This window comes from Lentimicrobium sp. S6 (assembly GCF_013166635.1).
Lineage (GTDB): Bacteria > Bacteroidota > Bacteroidia > Bacteroidales > UBA12170 > UBA12170.
Window position 1 is genome coordinate 38017 of the sequence record NZ_JABKBZ010000018.1, and the last position, 18435, is coordinate 56451.

The following is an 18435-nucleotide window of genomic DNA, read 5'->3' on the forward strand; positions in this document are numbered from 1 at the left end:
TTATTTACCACTTCATAAGAACACTAATGCTATCTTACAGCATAAATAACAGATTTAACCTCTTCAACTCCATTAGGTATATAGGCATCAGAAAACTCATTAACAACTTCCACTTTAGAGAACCCCAATTTCTTTAAAACTTGAAAAAACCAAGATGCATTTGGTCTCCACCAAACAGACATATCGTCTTCCATACTATCGCCTCCAACATAATTCATTATTGCTCTATTTTCGTTTGAGTTCGGCATATATTGGGCTATGACAAGGGTACCAGAACAAAATTCTACAATTGATGCCAATGCTTGTAAAGGATTAATAGTATGCAACAACACATCACCAATAAAAACAAAGTCGAAGGAGGCTTTTCCCAATTTTTCAAATGAAAAATCATAAACATTTACAAAACGTCTTTTTATTGGAATGTTTAATCTTTGCGAACAAAACTCAAATGGCTCTTTGAGCATTAAATTATAAAATAGTTCGTGGTTTAATGCTTTTGGTTCTTCATAGGAGTAACCCTTGGAATACTTAATGCCTTTATTAACAACATCCTTAATATCTTGGCCGGGAAAAACATCTAACTCTAAGAGCGAAGGTAGTTCTGTAGCTGTAACATCTGCACCTCTTTTTGCAAATTCAAATGAAAAAAAACCTGTAGCTGCTCCTACATCTAAAACTGTGAGCCCCTCCATGGAATTGGGGAAATTATAAAAAGGCAATTTATTTCGCAAATCGAAAACACCTGGAGTGAGAAGTCCATTTCCCAAATCGATTGTATGATACCAGTAATAATCTTTTGGTACTTCAATATTGAGTCGTTCACTTAATCTATAAAATTCCTGCTGTCTATTTAATTGTATCATGGAAAATACTTAATTGGTTATCCTTTTATAAAATAAAATCCTCAAGTTTATTCCTTCAAAAATAGTTTTTTTAATTTTCTCAACCTAATTAGAAACTTCTTTCATTTTGTTAACTTAGCCTCACCTAATAAAACACAATTTATGAAATGTAACACTTATCATGAAGTTTATTCAGAATACCAAGAAATTGCCTCACAAACGCTAGAGGGTAAATCCGATTTAGAAATCCTTAGAACAGATTGTTATAATGAATCAGGAATCTCTTCCATTCCAAAAACTATAGTCCCATTTATTTTGCCACATTGTTCATTGCTTCAAATATTTGAGATAGATCCCAATGTTATAAAAGAAGCTAAGAAGAAAGATTACATGAATAATAAAAAGGTTTTCATTAAAGAGCAAAACATTATTACTTTTAATGAAAATGAGAGGAAATATGATGTTATTTTCGATTTTAGCACCATAGATCATATGGAATTTGAGGAGGCTATTATTGTTTTGAAGAAATACAAGTATGCGCTTAAAGAAAAGGGAATCTTATCATTAGTAGTTTGGTTGAACGAGTTTGAACATAAACACATGCCTATTGATAAGCAATACTATTTCAAGAGGGATCTGTTTGACAAGGCCATTAAGAAAAATTTTCATATTAGCAAACAAGAACATTTGTTTAGCGACCACAATTCGGAACTATGGTATTATAAACTTAGTCTCAAGAAAATGACTCTTTGGAAAAAACTTCTATTGTTTCTAAAACTAATGAAAACTTAAACAAAAACTACTGAATTTCATGATATTTTTGAATCACCTCCTCAGGTTTCCCTACCATTATAGGTTTTCCTCCTGATAATAATAAAACACGATCACAATATGCTTGAATGGTATTTAAATCGTGACTCACATGAATAATGGTTTTCCCTTTAATGATTGACTCTTTAAATGAATTCTCAGATTTAGTTTTAAAGCTTTCATCCCCAACCCCTCCAAACTCATCAAGAAATAGGATATCGGCATCTACATTAATGGCAATTGCAAAAGCCAAACGACTCACCATTCCCGAAGAAAAGTATTTTACTTTAGTATCTACAAAACTCTCAAGTTCGGCATATTCTATAATTTGATTAAAGATACTGCCTATTTTTTTAAAAGTTAATCCAAACAAGGAACCATTCAGATAAATATTCTCTCTTACTGTTAACTCCAAATCGAATCCTGTACCAAGCGCTAATCGTTGGAAACTTCCTTGAATATCAATCACTCCTCCTTTATCAGGCTGATAAACAGAAGTCATTACTTTCAGCAATGTAGATTTCCCACTTCCATTGTGTCCAATGACTCCAAAAAACTCTCCCTTCCGAATTTCTAGGTTTATATTTTCCAAAGCCTTGATAACACGGTTCTGATTGGGATTAAATATACCTGTTACTTTAGACCGAATAGAATTTGTATTTCTGTCTTTTATTTTAAAAGTCTTGCCAATATCCTTTAGCTTTATTATTGTTTCACTTGATTTCATATTATAATACCTCAATTACTTTTTTAGAATAATGCTTAAACAAAAAATAACCAATGATAAAAACCAGAAGAGCGTAGGCAAAATTCCATGCCAACAATTGAAAATCTGGAGCTTGGCCATATAATAGTACATTATGTAAATTCATAATGATTCCAGCTACTGGATTTAGCCATAAGACAATTTTATATTCTAATAACACAGATTCAGGATAAACTATCGGGTTTGCCCAAAAAGCTGCAATTAGAAAAATATCCCAAAAATGATCGAAATCGCGCAAATAGATATAAATAATGGAAAGAATATAGCTTAGACCAAATATAAGTATGATAATATTGATTAAAATAAGCGGCAGGTAGAGTACATTCAAAGTATATTCTATTTTAAAAAATAGAGATATAATAAAGTATACCAAGAAGTTAAATGATAGTGCAAATGAATTGCTCAACAATCCTGCTGATATTATATTTGATTTATCAATTTGTACCTGTTCTAGAAGATACCGATTAGAGTGCATTGAATACATTCCTTTTTTCGTTGACTCTGCAAAAAACATCCAAAATATCAGGCCTGAAAAAAGATAAAGACTAAAATTGGGAATATCTGTTTTAAAGAAAATTGTGAATACAAAATAGTAAATAAACAACTGAACAAGAGGATTAATAAGAGCCCAAACAATACCTAGACTTGTACCGTAGTATCGCTTTTTAAAATCTGTTTTTGCTAATATCCAAATCCGCTCAAGCTTATTGTTCTCTGGTAGCTTCTCTAATATCGGTTTAAATAATCTATTAATCATAAATGGAATTTGTATGGCTAAAGTAACAAAAAGCAATGATAAATAATGACAATAGAGAAATTATAATGATGAAACCAAATTAGATTCTCCAAAAATAAGAATCAAGAGATATGTTACAATGGTAACTTAAAGGAGAACTCAGAACCTTTGCCAAGAACAGACTTCACTTTAATATCGCCGCCTAATATTTCAACAAGCCTTTTTGAGATTGACAAGCCTATACCAACTCCACTGTATAATTCGCCTGTACTATGATTCACTTTTTTAAAACTTTTAAAGATAAGACTTTGGTTTTCTTCTGAAATACCAATTCCTGTATCTAAAATAGAAAACTTAACAAATTCTATCCCATCCTCTATTAGTAACTTACACATAAGTTTAATTTCCCCTTTAATAGTGAACTTAAAAGCATTATGAACCATATGCAAAATCACTTCACCAAGTAAATATGAATCTGTATGTATTTTTCGCCCATCACAATCAGAACTAAATTCGGTCTTTAAAGTTATTTGATTTAACTTTTCAAGACTTTGCTCTCCTATAGCTTTATCATATACATTAGTAAACAACCGTTGCAAATCTACATCAGCCAAATTCACCTTAATCTCATCAGTCTGCAACAGGCTGATATCGAATATATTTGTAACAATCTTCTGAAGTTCTTTTCCACTATTATTGATAATATTCATATAGGATAATATTTCTTCTTTAGATAAATCATGATCGATAAGATCAGAAAACCCAATAATAGCATTGAGAGGAGTTCGAAGTTCATGAGACATATTAGCTAAGAAGGCGGATTTTATCTTGTCCGACTCCATTGCTTTCTCTTTTGCCACTACTAATTCCCTCCAAAGCTTTTTTCTCTCAGTAACATCCTCTTTTACTGCAATATAATTGCTTATAAGTCCATTTTTATCTTGTATTGGTGAAATCACTGCCATTTCCCAAAAAAGCTCTCCATTCTTTTTTCTATTATGAAATTCGCCAGTCCAAGTATTTCCTGAGGATATAATATCCCACATATTCTTATAATATTCCTTTCTCTGGGTTCCTGCATTTAAAATACGTGGGTTCCTACCTAATGCCTCCCTAAAACTATATCCTGTCAAAAGTTCAAACTGTTTATTCGCAAATTCAATATTTCCTTTCGGGTCTGTCATTACCACGCAAACAGGACTCTGTTCAATAGCTTCTTTGAATTTTTTAAGCTCTGTATCATTTTTTACTTGACGACTTACATTCTGGAATACACAATAGGTTTTAAACTTTCCGTCAATAGGGTCTTTAGACACTTTTCCATTTAAAAGGATATCGATAAACCTACCATTTCTATGACGAATTTTCAAATAAGCATTTTTTACATATTTTCGTTCAAAAATGGAAGAAAAGTTATTTCGAAATCCCTCTTTTGATTCCTCATCCAAAAAATCACCAAACCATTTCCCAATGACCTCCTCGCGCTGATAACCCAAAGATTTTAGCCACTCTGAATTTACTTCATCAATTCTTCCTTCTACAGTTAGTGACTGATAGGGCAATGGGGAATTGACATACCACTCCTTTTGCTTTCCTAGTGAACATATCAGCTCCTCCTCCAAAACCTTATTGTCTTTTACTTGAAGTTGGAGTTCCAAGGTTTTCTCCCTTATTTTCCGTTTTAGAAAATAATTTAAAAACAAAATAGCTAAACCAAATAATAATAGGACTATCACCAAAAACACAACGATAACATTATATCTATACTCAGGATTTGGGCCATTAAGGTGTATCCATTTTTCCTTAATCTGCATTTTTCTATCTAGGGAAATATTTTGAATGGCTTTATTAAGGAGTTGATTTATTATTGGTTTGCTTTTTACGGAAGCCATGCACAAATCGTATGTAAAATCAACTTCCCCTGAAACAAACAAATTAGTAATCCCATTTTTGTCGGTCAAAAAACTCGCACTAGCCAAATCCATGATGACTGCATCAAGCTGACCAAGTGATAGTTTTTTCAAACCATCTAAATCATCTTTCTGTGTTTGAATGCTTAAGTCCGGATAATTTGTTCTCAGGAATTCATGCACTGCATAATTCTCTCCAACCCCAACATTGCAGCCTTCTAAATCATTAAGATTAAGATGTTTTTTATCGATTTTTCTGGTTATTATTATTGTTGGAATCTCTATATAAGGGATGGAGAAATCCATATATTCCCTTCTTTCTTTTGTAGATTTAATAGAAGTAATAATATCTATTTCCTCCTGTCTAATGAGCTCTAAGTTTTTAGATAAATGAAATGGCGGAGCTATAATAAAGTTGAGACCTAATTGTTCTTCAATTTCAGCTAAAAAATCGGCTGAAATACCTTTGAAAAATCCTTTATCATCGATAAAAGCAAATGGTGGGAAATTCTTTTCTGGTGCAACAATAATAGAATGATTGTGTTTCAACCACTCCTTTTCTTCGGCTGACAGCTTCACCTTTCGATTTTGCCTTCCACAAGCCGAAACCAATAATATCATGACCAATAAGACTATGTAATTTCTTATAAAATGATAACAGTATTTTTTATTGTTGATATTCATCTATCTAAGATAACCAAATTAATCCTGATGTCCTAAATTTTGAGGTAAAATAAATCTAAATTCGCTGCCTTTACCTTGCTCAGAATTAAACCATATATTTCCTTCCATTAACTCCACATAGGCTTTGGTAATTGACAAACCTAAACCCGAACCTTCATTAAACTCATCAATGGTTGTATGTAGTTGAGCAAACCTCCTAAACACATCTTTTTTCTTCTCTTCGGGAATACCTATTCCAGTATCCTTAACAAAAAATTCTACTTCTTTATGTTTTATTATACAACCAAACTCGATGGTTCCTTGCTGGGAATACTTTATGGAATTCTTGATCAAGTTAGTGATGATGGCATAGAGTTTTTCTCTATCTGTTTCTATAAAATAGGCCTCATTAATATCCTCTAGATTTAAAACAAGCTCCATCCCCTTTTTCTCTACTTCAGGTAAAAAGAAAGAATGCAGGTAAGTACAAACTCCAACAATATCAACCTTAGAAATATAAAGTTCAACGATGCCAGCATCTACTTTAGAAACATCGATTACATCATTAATGATACTGAGCATACGATTGCCGCTTTTCTCTATAATCCCCAAAAACTTATCTCGTTCTTCTTCTGATATCTCCTCATGTCTTAACAAGGCTGCAAACCCAAGAATACCATTCATTGGCGTTCGTATTTCATGACTCATATTGGCTAAAAAGGCTGATTTTAATTTGTCACTTTCCTCAGCTTTTATGAGAGCAACCTTTAGCTCTTCTTCGGCGTGTTTGCGATAAAGTGTTGTGCTAATTTGATCGGCAACAAATTCTAACATCTTCACATCAGACTTGTTAAATGCATTCTCATCTTCATAACTTTGAACCGCAATTACTCCAGTAATAACACCTTCAACAGACAAGGGAACACCTAACCAGAGTTTAGATAGACTTCCCTTTATTTCCAACTTTCCTTGCTTGACCAACTGTTTTTTTGTTGCAATATTGGCCAATAATGATTTTTGAGTATCTACGACATATTTAGTCATTGTTTTACCTGCCGGCAAATCAGTCAAAGAATCTTTTTCATCAGCAAAAAATGGCAAATCAAAAGTATCATCTTTAGCATTATAAAAAGCAACATAGAAATTTGTGGTATCAATAATTTTACCCAACTCATTTTTGACATGAAATATTGATTTCCCCAAATTATCACTAATACTCACTGCGGTAGAAATATTAAAGATGACTTTCTGTATCAATTCTGTCCTTTTTATATCGCTGATATCCGTTATAAAACCTTCTAAATGGTCCAGTTTTCCTTCTTTATCATAAATACCGCATCCCCTTTCCCTCACCCACTTAACTTGATTAGATTTTGTAACAATCTGATAATCTTTAATAATATTTCGTTTCTCATTAATAGCCAATTGCCATTCATCCCAAACAAACTTCCTCCAGTCTTCGTGAATAATTTGATTAAAGGTTACAACTTTATTATTAATAAAATCTGAAGGTTGATATTCTGTCAAATCTATACATCCCTCGCTAATATATCTCATGGTCCAATCCCTATCATTATCACAATAATATATAAAGCCAGGCAAGTTCTTTATCAGTGTTTTATGAACTCGTTCCTGCTCTTGAAGCTGTTCTTGAACTTTGGTTAATTCTGAAATATCGATAGAAACCCCAATAGTTCCTTTTAGCTCTCCTATCTCGTTAACTAGAGGATGTATGGTAAATAGAGCATCAAAATACTCACCTGATTTTCTTTTTAATCGTGAGGTTCCAGTATACCCTTTTAATCCATTCCTAAGTCTAAGCTGCATTTCTTCAAAACCATCAACATCGCTTTGTTCATGCAGAACAGCCACATCTTGGCCAATAATATCCTCTGCTTTATATTGAAATATTTTTTCAGCGCCGCGACTAAAGCCTTTTATTTTTGTGTTCTCTCCTCCAATATCAGTAAATACAAAAGCTACATTATCTGCAGTGTTTAAAAAAGTGTTTAAGTACAAATCTCTATTCAAAACTTCAAAAAAAGAATCCTGCTCAATAATTCCTTCATTATTATTAAATGTAAAATCAGATTTATTATTAATCAATAAATCCACTTGTGTCAAAATCTCAATACTATCGAAAGGAAACTTCAAAAACGATTTGCTAGAATTTAATGATAAAATATATTGTGGTATTTCTTGTTCATCCTTATAGATAAACACCTTTGGTTGTGCATATTGCAGAAGAAGGAGATCATCTTGACTATTTATATTCCTTCGAATATCATAAATGATAATATCAATTAATTCTCGATCCTCAGACAACTGATACTGTCCTTGACTAAATAGAACCTGCAATTGTTCTAAGAGTTCATTGTTTTCTCCAACAAGCCAAATATAATTCATTTCTAATAGTTATTAAAACATCATCAATAAATCTGATAAAACCAAAAACATCTAATTTGGCTGGCGTTATCATTTGATAACAATAATTGATGTTATTTGATAAAGATACACAAATTTACAAATCCTCAATACAATTTACAACTTATAAGGATTTGAAAATAATATAAAAAACATAGCCTGTAAAAACAACTTATAAGTAGCTAAAACTCTTTTGTTATGCAACTTATAAATAAAGTTGCCTTTTTAAAAAAAAGATTACTTTTACCGCCTGAAAAACCAAAAATATAATACATGAAGTACTTAAATACTTTAATCACAGGAATGGGAAGCTATATTCCCAGTGAAGTTGTGAAGAATGAGACTTTTGTTAAACAAGATTTTTACTCAGAGAAACAAGAAAGACTAGACGGACCAGGGGAGGAAATCATTAGCAAATTCAATGAAATTACGGGTATTAGAGAACGTCGGTATTTAAAAAAAGATCAATTGGTTTCTGATATGGCCGCTGAAGCTGCAAAGAAAGCTATTGAAGATGCAAATATAGATCCCGAAACTATTGACCAAATCATTTGCGCACATAATTTCGGTGATATTCATCATGGAAGCACACAAACCGACATATTACCTAGTTTAGCCTCTAGAGTTAAATATATTCTAAATATTAAAAACCCTTCTTGCACTGCATACGATATCCTTTTTGGATGTCCTGGTTGGGTTCAAGGCATGATACAAGCAGATGCCTTTGGAAAAGCAGGTTTGGGAAAACGATTTCTAGTGATTGGCGCTGAAGCCTTAAGTAGAGTGACCGATCCTTATGACAGAGATTCTATGATTTATTCTGATGGAGCTGGTGCAGCTATTGTGGAAACAGTTGAAGAGGATGAGAAAAGAGGAATGTTAAGTTCTTCCATGCAAACAGACACGGCCGATGAGGCATATTTCCTATTTATGGGAAAATCCAATAAACCAGGTTACAAACCAGATACCAAGTATATAAAGATGTTTGGTAGAAAGATATATGAATATGCTATCTCTAATGTTCCTGCCGCCATGAAACTGGCTTTAGATAGAGCTGATTTAGGTATATCAGATGTGAAAAAAGTCTTGATACATCAAGCCAATGAAAAAATGGATGAAGCCATAGTAAAAAGGTTCTATAGACTATATAAAGAAAAAATGCCTGAAAAAATCATGCCTATGAGCATCGGTTTGTTAGGGAATAGCTCTGTGGCTACAGTACCAACTCTTTATGATAAAATCCTAAGAAACGACTGCCCTGAACATGAGATTAATAAAGACGATATTTTAATATTTGCTTCTGTTGGTGCGGGAATGAATATTAACTCCTTTGTTTACAAAAAGTAGAAAAATTGCTTGAAGCAAGAAGTGCGAAGCTGGAAGTTTTCACACTCCACCTTCGCTTTTCTTGTTTATATTCTATAGTGTTTTATACCCCAGTAGATTTCTGATAAAAATCAAAAAAAAGAAAACTAAAACTGTAAAATTCCTTTGCCTTCTCTTATGATTTCAAAATCGCCATTCACACAATCCACCACAGTACTCACTTGATTATCTCCATAGCCTCCATCGATAATAATATCCACTTTATCTGAAAAATCATCATAGAGAATTTCAGGATCAGTATTGTATTCTATAATATTGTCTTGCGCATGGATAGAGGATGATATCAAAGGATAATCGAGCTGATTTACAATAGCCAAAGCAACTTGATGATCAGGAATCCTGATTCCAATGGTTTTCTTCTTATTATTGAAGATTTTTGGAATACTATTACTGGCTTCCAAAATAAAGGTGAATGGGCCAGGTAAGTTTCTCTTCATCACCTTGAAAATTGATTTATCAAAGCTTTTAGTAAAGGCGGACAGCTGACTCAGATCACTAAAAACGAAAGAAAAATCAGCTTCTTTTTTCTTAATGCCTTTGAGTTGGGCGATTCTTTCTATGGCCTTTCCTTTGCAAGGATGACATCCAAAAGCATAAACCGTATCTGTTGGATAAATAATGACTCCTCCATCCATCAGACATTCATAAACTGTATCAAGATGACGTTGTGCGGGATTTTCAGGGTATATTTTTATAATCATCTTTGAAATTTTGGACACAAATGTATTGATTTCAAGAATACTAAACCTTTAGAACGATTACAAATTGCTTTAGTAGAAACTATATTTGCTCAAATCACTATCATATACTATCTTTGCTTATCACATAATATTTACAAATGAAAAAAGCAATCAGTATTTTTTTTGTATTAGCATTAGGTCTCCTATTTTTTTATTCTTGTAGCAAAGAAGACAAACCTCAAAACTATACCAGCTATGATGTAGCCTACCTTTTGAAAAATAATATGCCAGAAGGAAAAAGGTTTATTATCACCTATCAAAACCCAGCTTTCGCTAACAAAACAACTGAGCAATATGAAAGTATTGCAGATACTTTTTGGGTAAGGTTTGAAGCTAAAAGTTTAGACAACTTATATCTAGCCGGAAGAACACGCTTAGACTCAGCAAATTACACCATGAGTATTTATGTGGATTCAAAATTGGTTGCTATTGATTCTACCTTATGTACATGGCTTTGTGACAGTACTTTAGTAGAAGTAGAATACCCACTCCCATAAACTAAATTCTAAATCATGAGTAATATTTTTAAAAGGTTCCCACGCACTTTTTGGGTGGCGAACACTATTGAGCTATTCGAAAGATTTGCTTGGTATGGATTCTTTATGCTCTTTGCTAACTACCTTACCAAGTCAAGTGATATTGGTGGTCTTGAATTTAGCCAGAATCAAAAAGGTCTGATTATGGGGATTGGAACTGGAATCCTCTACTTCTTACCAGTGATTACAGGAGCCATTGCTGACAAGTGGGGCTATAAAAAAGTACTCATATTATCCTTTTTTATATATGCATCGGCATTTATTGTAATGCCCATGTTTGATACTTTTACAGGTGTTTTCCTCATTTATTTATACTTAGCTGTTGGAGCAGCGTTATTCAAACCCGTTATCTCTGCTACTGTTGCCAAAACTACAACCGACAAAACAGCTTCCATTGGATTTGGGATTTTCTATATGATGGTGAATGTTGGCTCGTTCTTCGGCCCTTTACTCACTTTAGCTTTTAAAGACACTTCCTATGAGCTGGTATTTTATATTTCTGCAGCCATTATTTCAGTGAATTTCATTCTCATACTTTTTTATAAAGAACCTGAAAGAGAAGAAAGCAAAGAATCACTTGGAGACACTATTAAACAAGTGTTTAGGAATATCGTTACCGTATTAGTTGATTTCAAATTTGTTTTGTTTTTAATTATCGCAGCAGGTTTCTGGACCATGTATTTACAGTTGTTCTTTATGCTTCCTGTTTTTATTGAACAATGGGTAGATACTTCTTCTTGGTTTAATTATTTTTCAGCACATATCCCATTTATTGCAGAAACTTATAGCATAGGAAATCAAATGGACCCTGAGTTTATAACGAATTTCGATGCCATGTTTATCATTCTATTCCAAGTTCTTATCAGCAGTATTATTATGCGCTGGAAGGCCTTAAATGTGATGATGACTGGTTTTACTATCTCCACTATCGGACTGAGTTTAACTCTAGTTACGCAAAACCCATTATTTATTATTGCCTCACTATTCATCTTTGCCGTAGGTGAAATGACTGCCTCTCCTAAAATAACAGAATATATTGGTAGGATTGCCCCAGCAGATAAGAAAGCCCTTTATATGGGCTACTCCTTTATCCCCATGTTTTTAGGAAATATAATGGCTGGTATTATTTCAGGATATGTTTATCAGAAAACTAGTGATTTGGTTAGTTTTGTTAGAGAGGAGGCTGTTAAAATAAACCTTCAACTACCTGAAGAATTAAGTCAAAATGAAGAATTAGCTGCTTTAGCCAATGAGCTGAACATGAGTCATAGGGAATTGGTGAATTATCTTTGGACCAGCTATAATCCTTCACAAATCTGGATGGTAGTTGCAGGAATTGGGGCTATGGCAGCTGTGAGTTTATTCTTTTATAATCGCTATTTAATTAAGGATTAATAATATGAAACGCATCAACTTCAATTTACTTTATTACTTATTATTCTTATTTCTTTTATTCAGTTGCACTTCCAAAACATCAAAAAACGAAAGCATATTCGAGAAACCCCAAAAGGTGATTATAACAGGTGAAATCATCAATTACAATCCTCATAGTGACGATTATTTTATCAAATTTGGATTTGATGGTTTGTTCGATATTCAAGAAACAACGGATATAGAAATAAATGAAAATGGATATTTTAAAACCTCATTTGAAAGTTTTTTCCCTTCCAATTATTTTTTCTATTATCAGAATACCATTCCTTTTTATGCTTTCCCAGGTGATAGCATCCATTTTGTTTTTAATAACGACTCATTAAAAAAAGAATCAACTCAATATTCTCACTTGAAATTCATTCAATATTCAGGGGATTTTAGTCAAATGACAACTGATTATTTTGAATACAGCAAATTTTATTATAATGAAGTACTTGATTGGGGAAATGAATATTATTTACCTCAAAAACTAGATTCTAGTGAATATCTAAAATACATAAATATAGAACGAAACAATTGTTATCAAAGCAAATCAGATGAGTTTTTAAATGAGAAAACGCGAAGTGCTTTTTTTAAAGGATGGCTAAAGTATGAGTTAAAATACTTAGCTCTTAAAGACTTAATCCACTACAAAACCAACAAACTCAATAGAGGCAGCTATTCTTATAAAGATAACTTCCTTCCTGAAAATTACAGTTTTATACTAGAGGAGACTAATTTTGACCATATAAACGCAGTATGTAACTGGAATTACAGATCATTTATTAGAGCCAGTCAAAGGTACATAACAAGCCATAACCTACCTTCAGATTCTCTAGAAATATTATTCCAACATTACAGAAACAAAGAAAGAATCACAGCATTTAAGATTCAGGAAAAAATGATTCAGAAATCATCTTCTGGATTTGGGAAAGATTTACTGATGGGAGGTCTATACTACCAACTATTGGAATTGAGAGACCTAGAGACATTTTCATATTTTGAAGATGATTTATTAATTTCTAACTCATTTGTAAAGAATTATCTTTTATCTAAATACAATGAGTTAGTTGGGTTCTCTAATTCAAAATCAACAACGGGGATAAATACTCACTCAAAAAAAACACTCAATAATCAAATATTTGATAGTATTATTGAATTATACCCTAACAAAGTTTTATACATAGATATTTGGGCGCCATGGTGCGGGCCCTGTATGGGAGGCATAGAAGATTCTAGAAGACTCAAGCGCAAGTTTGAAGATAAAGACATTGTATTCATATATTTAGGATATAACTGCTCTAAAATCTCATGGGAAACTACAATCAACGAGAAAAAGATAAAGGGTGAACACTTTCACCTATCTAATAATCAGAGTTCCGTTTTGAGTAATCGATTTAAAATAACAGGAATACCAAGATATATAATCGTCAATAAAAAAGGAGAAATTACCAACACAGATGCATCTTCTCCTTATGAATTTGAAACTCTAAAAGAAGAATTTGAACGGCTCTTAAAAGAATAATCAATTCTTTTTTTCCTTCTTATAATGATAATGAATTCGAGTAGGTCGAGCCTTTTCGTCTAAAGCCGTTTTATCTGCTGGAGTAGTGGAACGCCAATAAGCATTTTCATCATCTGGCACATCACTATCGTCCCATACAAAAACCTCCTCTTCTGGTCCTTCCTTTCTAAAATAGAAGGCCATTAAAGCTCCAGAGACAAATCCAAATAAGTGGCCTTCCCAACTGATGTTCTTATCAGGGAAAAATTCTGGAAAGAATCCCCAAATCATACTTCCATATAAAAAGGCGACTATCATGGTTAAGGTAAGTAATCTTCTATTATTTCTTATGATTCCCGAAACAAAAAGAAAAGAAGCCAAACCATAAACTACCCCACTGGCACCAATATGATAAGCATCGCGAGCTCCTAACCAAAGCCATATTCCACTTAAAACCCAAATGAGGAGGAGGATTTTCCAAGCCACATCTCTATAAAAATAGAAAAGCAAAGTTCCTAAAAACATAAAGGGTGTAGAATTGGATATCAAATGACCCCAATCGCTATGTAAAAATGGCATGAGAATGATTCCTGGAATTCCTTTCAACTCGAGCGGATAAACGCCTAAAAATGAAAAGCGGATTTCAAATAAATACTCCACCAACTTCACCACCCACATAATAAGTAGTAAGACAAGGGGATAAAACCCGGCTTTTAATAATTCTATTTTTTCTTTTTGTGAAGACATAAGACTTTTGTTATCAATAATGATACTAGAAATCATTATAGCCAATATGGCATAAAAAAAGAGGCCTCAGCCTCTTTATATTATTAGAATTTATTGTCCTAAATAGGACTTTAGTAGTTTGGAGCGTGAAGGATGTTTGAGCCTTCGAATGGCTTTTTCTTTAATCTGACGAACGCGTTCACGAGTCAAATCAAATTTATCACCAATTTCATCAAGGGTCAATCCATGATTCATTCCTATTCCATAATACAGATTAACTACTTCTCTCTCCTTGTCGGTAAGAGTAGATAGAGAACGTTGTATTTCCTGAGTTAAACTCTCTCTAATGAGATGTTCATCAGATTTTGGTGTATCATCACTTACAATAAAATCAACCATACTGGTATCATCATCTGTTGACAATGGAGCATCAATAGAAACAGAGCGACTTGAAATACGCATGGCGGCATTTACCTTAACTTCAGAAGTTTCTAAGTGCTTAGCAATTTCCTCCTCCGATGGTGGACGATTTAGTTGTTGTTCTAGTAATGAAATGGTTTTCTTTATCTTATTAATGGATCCTACTTGATTAAGTGGCAAGCGAACAATACGAGATTGCTCAGCAAGGGCCTGCAAAATAGACTGGCGAATCCACCATACGGCGTATGAAATAAATTTGAATCCTCTAGTTTCATCAAATCTACGAGCGGCTTTTATTAAACCCACATTACCTTCATTAATAAGGTCAGGTAGGCTGAGCCCCTGGTTCTGATATTGTTTAGATACAGAAACTACAAAACGCAGGTTTGCCTTCACTAGTTTGTTAAGCGCTATTTCGTCTCCTTCTTTTATTCGCTGGGCAAGTCTTACTTCTTCCTCAGCTGTGATCAAATCTTCCCGACCAATATCCGTAAGATATTTATCCAAAGAAGCATTTTCACGGTTGGTGATCGATTTATTTATTTTTAGCTGGCGCATTTTCTTTAATTTAAATTATTGAGATAGATGATGCTAACTAAGCAAATATAAGACTAAATTGGAGATATTCCAAATAAGCTAAATAGTCATATTGTTAAAAAAGCAAAAAGCTCTATTGCATCATTTATTAATCAAAAACATAGCTAAAGAGTTATTATTGCCTGAATATGAATACTTAACTCTTTTTAACATGAACAATATCCTTTCAAATTCATCTTTAAATTACGGAAATGATATAGCAATATTGGGAAGCTTAAGAATGGTTTAATCTAACCCTTGGATCTAAAAAAAGAGTAAAATGCCAATTAAAAACGATAAGCTGCCTTACGCAGAGCAACCATATTTTTAATTGGATTTGGGGGATTAAGTTCTTTGGCCAGAAATTTATAGATTTTAATTCTGATTTCATTGGCTTTTCTTGTATCAATTCTATCGAAAGAATGTCCTCCTGGAATTTCTTTATATATTTCATATTCAAATGCTTTACCATCTGCTTTAAGAGATTTGATAAGATGCTCTACCTCCAAAACATTTACATCATCATCGTTGGTGTTGGTATGAATCAGAAGTGGTGTATTTTTCATTTTATAGGTATTCCATGCTGGCGACCTCCTACGGTATTCTGCGATGTTTTCCTGCGCTGTAGCTCCAATATGGTAATCTGCCGAATATAAGGCTCTGTATCCATCATCCATATATCCCATACGGGCTACTAAATCGCTCACCGGAACTCCAGCAAAGGCCACTTGATATTCTTTAGGATGATCAAAAATATTCATCAAGCTAATCATACCACCATGACTCCAACCCATTATACCCACCCTATTTCCATCAACAATATCATAGTTTTCTACCATGTGGTTTCTGGCTGCAAAAACATCCTCATTTTCCAATCCTCCATAGTCTATACTCTCGTAATACGATTTTCCATAACCCGTGCTTCCACGATATTCAGGGGCAATGACTATATATCCCTGAGCCATTAATTCACGGACAATATGAGTGTAATAGGTAGTTAAATCTCCATGGACTCCTCCGTGTGGCAATACTATTAAAGGATATTTTTTACTGGCATCCACTGATTTTGGAATAAACACATAAGACCAAAATTTCAAGGGGTTTCCATAACTCATATGGGTTTCACTTTTGATATTGGAAGCTGGAGGGCCTGGAATAAAAATCTTGTCTATAAAAGCTATGTCTCCTACTTTTTCAAACCAGAGGAGGTCTTCGTTTTGCTTATTTACCTTATTAAATTGATGTTGTAAGTTATCGAGTTGAGATTCTAGGATTTCCAGTTTTTCGAGTAATTGAGTATTTGAGTCTTGAGCAATTAAAGATATTGAGAAAATTGAGAGAAACAATAACGAAACAATTGATTTGAACATGTTCATGAGTATTTGTTTGATTATGAAATTCAAAAATAGGGAATTATCTATTTAACTAGACAATTCCCTAGGCTTTTGGGTTTAATACATAAACCCAAAAAGCCAAAGCGGAATTTTATTATGATATCCTACTTCCAAATCATCAGCTGCTATAAAAGAATCGGGTAAATCAGCAATTTGTTCAAAGGTCTTTTTTCGTCCTCCAATTTCAAACAGATACCTATTATCAATTTTAAAATCTCCTTCTTTCGCAGATTTCACCACATGAGATTTACACATTTGATTCATAAAAAACGTTTCTCGCATGGTTTCTTTTATAGATACATTACCTGAATGCAATGATGATAAAAGTGAAGTATTATTCATATAGATTTTATCTGGCTTGGTTAAATATCCATCAGACGAACCTACTAAACGGATATTCTTTATCAGATTTGCCCTATCCAAAGCACCTAATAAACGAAGTAATACATCTCGACTCAAACCGGTTTTAGAGCTCAAGGCTGTTATATTTACTTGATAAGGAACATTATCAGCCAAAAGCGCGACAAGCATTTTAAGTTTATATACTGTGGCATACGATATCTTTTCCAAGACTTGTAAATCTCGCTCGATAATAATATTAATCACACTATTTAAGCGCTCATGATATTGCCCTTTTGCTTCCTTAAAAAAAGGATAAATGCCCTCACTCAAATACTCGTTGAACCATGGAATAATAGACTTCCCCTTGGTAATTTCTAAAGATATCTCAGTATGATTTTTTAAGACCTCCTCAAAAGAATACACTTTACCTTCATACTTGCCCGAAAGCATTAAATATTCTCTAAATGACAGTTCATGAAGATTATAAATTGCAGCCCGTCTACTTAAATCAGCTTCTGCTTTATGAATTTGTAAAGCTGAAGAACCAGAAAAAACGATTTTCAGATCATGATAAATATCATGGAGGTTTTTAATGTCCATAGACCAATGAGGATAATGATGAACCTCATCTATAAACAAATGCCTCCCTCCTTTCAAATAGAATTCCTCGGCAAAATCGAACAATCTATTTTTCAGAAAGTAGAAATTATCGAGACTCACATATATCCATGATCTAGATGATTTGGAATGTTTCTTCAAATATTGCAACATTAATGTGGTTTTACCCACGCCTCTGGCACCAGTTAATCCAATCAACCTGTCCTCCCACTCAATTTCATATAACAAATACCTTTCAAAATCACTATTTGTATTTGAAACTATCCTATCCGAAATTCTAATTAATTCATCCATCATTTTTGTATTAAAAACCAAATATACATATTTTGTTGTTTATATACAACGTTTTATGTATTTTAATGTATTTCAAACACAACACATAATACATTTCAGGAATTTGCATAAGCAGCTTTCGTTGTTTAATAACAACACTTTGAGTCCGGTATTAGCTTTTAAATAAAACACTTAACCATCAATCAGCATCTCCCAATTCTTAAACTTTTCTAAAATTCTTGTCCATAAAATTTATTATGCATACATTTGAATTTACAAAAAACAAATGAACTAAATTCACTGAACAACAAGATGTTAATCTGCATTTTTAAGATTATCATTTTTCATTTTTTAGC

15 protein-coding genes are annotated in these 18435 nt (G+C 33.0%); 5 read left to right on the forward strand and 10 right to left on the reverse strand.

The genetic code is table 11. The features are described from left to right. Positions 1-29: 29 nt before the first annotated feature. Positions 30-863 (reverse strand): bifunctional 2-polyprenyl-6-hydroxyphenol methylase/3-demethylubiquinol 3-O-methyltransferase UbiG, encoded by an 834-nt coding sequence (locus HNS40_RS08295; RefSeq protein WP_172279609.1) that lies wholly within the window; start codon positions 861-863, stop codon positions 30-32. A gap of 141 nt (positions 864-1004) precedes the next feature. Here HNS40_RS08295 and HNS40_RS08300 point away from each other — a divergent pair, with 141 nt between their 5' ends. Continuing rightward, positions 1005-1634, forward strand: coding sequence for a hypothetical protein (locus tag HNS40_RS08300; protein ID WP_172279611.1), 630 nt, complete (start codon positions 1005-1007; stop codon positions 1632-1634). Between the two features lie 7 nt (positions 1635-1641). On the opposite strand, the gene HNS40_RS08305 is transcribed toward HNS40_RS08300, so the two are convergent. From HNS40_RS08305 to HNS40_RS08320, 4 genes are all read right to left on the reverse strand, one after another. Beyond that, positions 1642-2379: an ABC transporter ATP-binding protein gene (locus tag HNS40_RS08305; RefSeq protein WP_172279613.1), complete on the reverse strand. Its 738-nt coding sequence runs from the start codon at positions 2377-2379 to the stop codon at positions 1642-1644. A gap of 1 nt (position 2380) precedes the next feature. Continuing rightward, on the reverse strand, positions 2381-3175 hold the full coding sequence (locus HNS40_RS08310) for an ABC transporter permease (RefSeq protein ID WP_172279615.1): 795 nt from the start codon (positions 3173-3175) through the stop codon (positions 2381-2383). Between the two features lie 113 nt (positions 3176-3288). Beyond that, the gene (locus tag HNS40_RS08315) at positions 3289-5643 is read right to left on the reverse strand and encodes a PAS domain S-box protein (protein ID WP_172279617.1); all 2355 of its coding nucleotides are present in this window, start codon (positions 5641-5643) and stop codon (positions 3289-3291) included. A 123-nt stretch (positions 5644-5766) separates the two neighbouring features. Beyond that, entirely contained in the window at positions 5767-8133 is a 2367-nt protein-coding gene (locus HNS40_RS08320) for an ATP-binding protein (RefSeq protein WP_172279619.1), read from the reverse strand. 291 nt (positions 8134-8424) lie between these two features. Between HNS40_RS08320 and HNS40_RS08325 the strand changes: the two genes are divergently transcribed. After that, on the forward strand, positions 8425-9498 hold the full coding sequence (locus tag HNS40_RS08325; protein WP_172279621.1) for a 3-oxoacyl-ACP synthase III family protein: 1074 nt from the start codon (positions 8425-8427) through the stop codon (positions 9496-9498). A gap of 125 nt (positions 9499-9623) precedes the next feature. On the opposite strand, the gene HNS40_RS08330 is transcribed toward HNS40_RS08325, so the two are convergent. Beyond that, on the reverse strand, positions 9624-10238 hold the full coding sequence (locus HNS40_RS08330; RefSeq protein ID WP_172279623.1) for an L-threonylcarbamoyladenylate synthase: 615 nt from the start codon (positions 10236-10238) through the stop codon (positions 9624-9626). Positions 10239-10375: 137 nt separating this feature from the next. On the opposite strand from HNS40_RS08330, the gene HNS40_RS08335 reads away from it, so the two are divergent. From HNS40_RS08335 to HNS40_RS08345, 3 genes are read left to right on the forward strand one after another with little or no spacing between them, the layout of a single operon-like run. Next, positions 10376-10774: a hypothetical protein gene (locus HNS40_RS08335; RefSeq protein WP_172279625.1), complete on the forward strand. Its 399-nt coding sequence runs from the start codon at positions 10376-10378 to the stop codon at positions 10772-10774. A 15-nt stretch (positions 10775-10789) separates the two neighbouring features. Next, positions 10790-12208: an MFS transporter gene (locus HNS40_RS08340; RefSeq protein ID WP_172279627.1), complete on the forward strand. Its 1419-nt coding sequence runs from the start codon at positions 10790-10792 to the stop codon at positions 12206-12208. Positions 12209-12212: 4 nt separating this feature from the next. Next, positions 12213-13751, forward strand: a complete 1539-nt coding sequence (locus HNS40_RS08345; protein ID WP_172279629.1) for a TlpA disulfide reductase family protein — start codon at positions 12213-12215, stop codon at positions 13749-13751. On the opposite strand, the gene HNS40_RS08350 is transcribed toward HNS40_RS08345, so the two are convergent. The 4 genes from HNS40_RS08350 to HNS40_RS08365 all read right to left on the reverse strand — a co-directional run bounded on the left by HNS40_RS08350 (position 13752) and on the right by HNS40_RS08365 (position 18100). Beyond that, on the reverse strand, positions 13752-14477 hold the full coding sequence (locus HNS40_RS08350) for a rhomboid family intramembrane serine protease (RefSeq protein WP_172279631.1): 726 nt from the start codon (positions 14475-14477) through the stop codon (positions 13752-13754). 90 nt (positions 14478-14567) lie between these two features. Beyond that, positions 14568-15434 (reverse strand): RNA polymerase sigma factor RpoD/SigA, encoded by an 867-nt coding sequence (locus tag HNS40_RS08355; RefSeq protein ID WP_172279633.1) that lies wholly within the window; start codon positions 15432-15434, stop codon positions 14568-14570. Positions 15435-15739: 305 nt separating this feature from the next. Continuing rightward, complete coding sequence (locus HNS40_RS08360; RefSeq protein ID WP_172279635.1) at positions 15740-16822, reverse strand: S9 family peptidase; 1083 nt, start codon at positions 16820-16822, stop codon at positions 15740-15742. Positions 16823-16903: 81 nt separating this feature from the next. Beyond that, a complete protein-coding gene (locus HNS40_RS08365) occupies positions 16904-18100 on the reverse strand; it encodes an ATP-binding protein (RefSeq protein ID WP_172279637.1) in 1197 nt (398 codons plus the stop codon). Positions 18101-18435: the final 335 nt, after the last annotated feature.

What these genes read in the sequence shown, in the direction of transcription:
- HNS40_RS08295 (WP_172279609.1), bottom strand. Translation starts at nt 863, where the DNA reads ATGATACAATTAAATAGACAGCAGGAATTTTATAGATTAAGTGAACGA.
- HNS40_RS08300 (WP_172279611.1), top strand. Translation starts at nt 1,005, where the DNA reads ATGAAATGTAACACTTATCATGAAGTTTATTCAGAATACCAAGAAATT.
- HNS40_RS08305 (WP_172279613.1), bottom strand. Translation starts at nt 2,379, where the DNA reads ATGAAATCAAGTGAAACAATAATAAAGCTAAAGGATATTGGCAAGACT.
- HNS40_RS08310 (WP_172279615.1), bottom strand. Translation starts at nt 3,175, where the DNA reads ATGATTAATAGATTATTTAAACCGATATTAGAGAAGCTACCAGAGAAC.
- HNS40_RS08320 (WP_172279619.1), bottom strand. Translation starts at nt 8,133, where the DNA reads ATGAATTATATTTGGCTTGTTGGAGAAAACAATGAACTCTTAGAACAA.
- HNS40_RS08325 (WP_172279621.1), top strand. Translation starts at nt 8,425, where the DNA reads ATGAAGTACTTAAATACTTTAATCACAGGAATGGGAAGCTATATTCCC.
- HNS40_RS08330 (WP_172279623.1), bottom strand. Translation starts at nt 10,238, where the DNA reads ATGATTATAAAAATATACCCTGAAAATCCCGCACAACGTCATCTTGAT.
- HNS40_RS08335 (WP_172279625.1), top strand. Translation starts at nt 10,376, where the DNA reads ATGAAAAAAGCAATCAGTATTTTTTTTGTATTAGCATTAGGTCTCCTA.
- HNS40_RS08340 (WP_172279627.1), top strand. Translation starts at nt 10,790, where the DNA reads ATGAGTAATATTTTTAAAAGGTTCCCACGCACTTTTTGGGTGGCGAAC.
- HNS40_RS08345 (WP_172279629.1), top strand. Translation starts at nt 12,213, where the DNA reads ATGAAACGCATCAACTTCAATTTACTTTATTACTTATTATTCTTATTT.
- HNS40_RS08350 (WP_172279631.1), bottom strand. Translation starts at nt 14,477, where the DNA reads ATGTCTTCACAAAAAGAAAAAATAGAATTATTAAAAGCCGGGTTTTAT.
- HNS40_RS08355 (WP_172279633.1), bottom strand. Translation starts at nt 15,434, where the DNA reads ATGCGCCAGCTAAAAATAAATAAATCGATCACCAACCGTGAAAATGCT.
- HNS40_RS08360 (WP_172279635.1), bottom strand. Translation starts at nt 16,822, where the DNA reads ATGTTCAAATCAATTGTTTCGTTATTGTTTCTCTCAATTTTCTCAATA.
- HNS40_RS08365 (WP_172279637.1), bottom strand. Translation starts at nt 18,100, where the DNA reads ATGGATGAATTAATTAGAATTTCGGATAGGATAGTTTCAAATACAAAT.